Origin of the sequence: Massilia sp. X63, assembly GCF_041023745.1 — a bacterium.
Lineage (GTDB): Bacteria > Pseudomonadota > Gammaproteobacteria > Burkholderiales > Burkholderiaceae_D > Telluria.
This window is the reverse complement of sequence record NZ_JBFTEF010000041.1, coordinates 1-1349: the sequence shown is the minus strand read 5'-3', so window position 1 is coordinate 1349 and position 1349 is coordinate 1. Positions and strand designations below refer to the sequence as shown.

The window sequence follows — 1349 nt, the reverse complement described above, 5'->3', positions numbered from 1 at the left end:
GGCATAGCGCTTCGGCGCTGCCTTGACGGCCCGGTCGCATTTGCGGCCGGGCCGTTCGTCTTTCAGGAGGCTGACCAGCCTTTCCCGAAGGTGCTTCATCGAGGCAGGCAATTTGCCGTAGGACCTGGTGACACCAGCCCAGTGCAATTCAAATTGAATCAGGTGGAATGCCCGAATGAAGCTCACTTCGGTCGGCTCGCACTTGACTGCCAGCGCGGCCTTGGCGATCTCGAGACGAATCAGGTTGTAGGCGATGAGCGTGCCCCAGATTTCCTGATATATCCCGTCAACCGTTTTCGAGCGCAGCGTGAGAGCCGTGCCGAGCATCGTCTGCTTGAGTTCCCGATAGCTCGTTTCGATTCCCCAGCGCTTGTCGTAGCAGGCGACGATGTCGGCGGGCTTGTAACGTCGGCGATCGCGCAGCGACGTCAGTAGAATGCGTTTGCGTGCCTGCGCGTCGACAACGGTAATGGCGCGTGCTTCCCAGAACTCGGGCAACTCCGGACACTTGGCCCGGGCTTGAGGCGAGACGCGCATGCGCACCAGCATGTCGTCGCTGGCGTTTTCTAGCGCTTCCCATTTGGTGTTCGACTTGGCCGGAATGATGAAGTGCCGTTCAGCACCGCCGCCTGTCAGGCCGCACAAGATCTCGGCAGACAAGAAACCTCGATCGAAGACCGTCAACGATTCATCGGGAATATCTTCGATCAGCTGCTTTGCATACAGCATTTCATTGGTCGAATACGGCCCGAACACAGCACTATGCACCAAGTGCGTTGGAAGCGATGTCAAGGTGACGCCGCGCACTTGAGGGTAGCTTGCCACCGTATCGCTGGCGTAGCTTTGGGCTCCGAAGTGCTCACGGCTTTCCACCGTATCGTGCGTGCGCAAGGTGGTACCGTCCATCGCGAACAGCTGTAGGCCCTTGAACAGATAGGCCTTCTTGTCCTGTGCAACCCAATGCCTCGCCGAGCGCTCGAACAGCCATTTCAAGGGTTCTGCCCCGACGCGCTGGCGGGCTTGCGCCGCAGCGCTTTTGCTGACAAACGGGGTTTGCGAATCTGGTAGCGCCAGACCAAGATCATCGAGCACCTCGCTGATGGACTTATGCCTGTACAAGGCCAAAGCCACCATCAGCCATACCACCTGCTCGGCGGGCAAGCGTCGATGTCGGATACTCGCTGCCTCCGTACTTACAACCGCCTGCTCGACCCATTGATACGGCAGATGCTCTCCCAACCTTGCCCAGTCGGGAGCCTCGAGGTGATTCGCCAGGAAATGTAGAGTGTCGTCGAACATGGCGACGAAGGTTAACAGCGTTGCCGCGCGTTTACAACGACAAAATAAAA

Annotated in this window: 1 protein-coding gene; it reads right to left on the bottom strand. The window is 58.4% G+C overall.

Going from position 1 to position 1349, the window contains the following annotated elements:
* The coding region (locus AB3347_RS25835; RefSeq protein ID WP_369094516.1) for an IS4 family transposase at nt 1-1299 on the bottom strand (1299 nt) is incomplete at its 3' end.
* Nucleotides 1300-1349 lie beyond the last annotated feature (50 nt).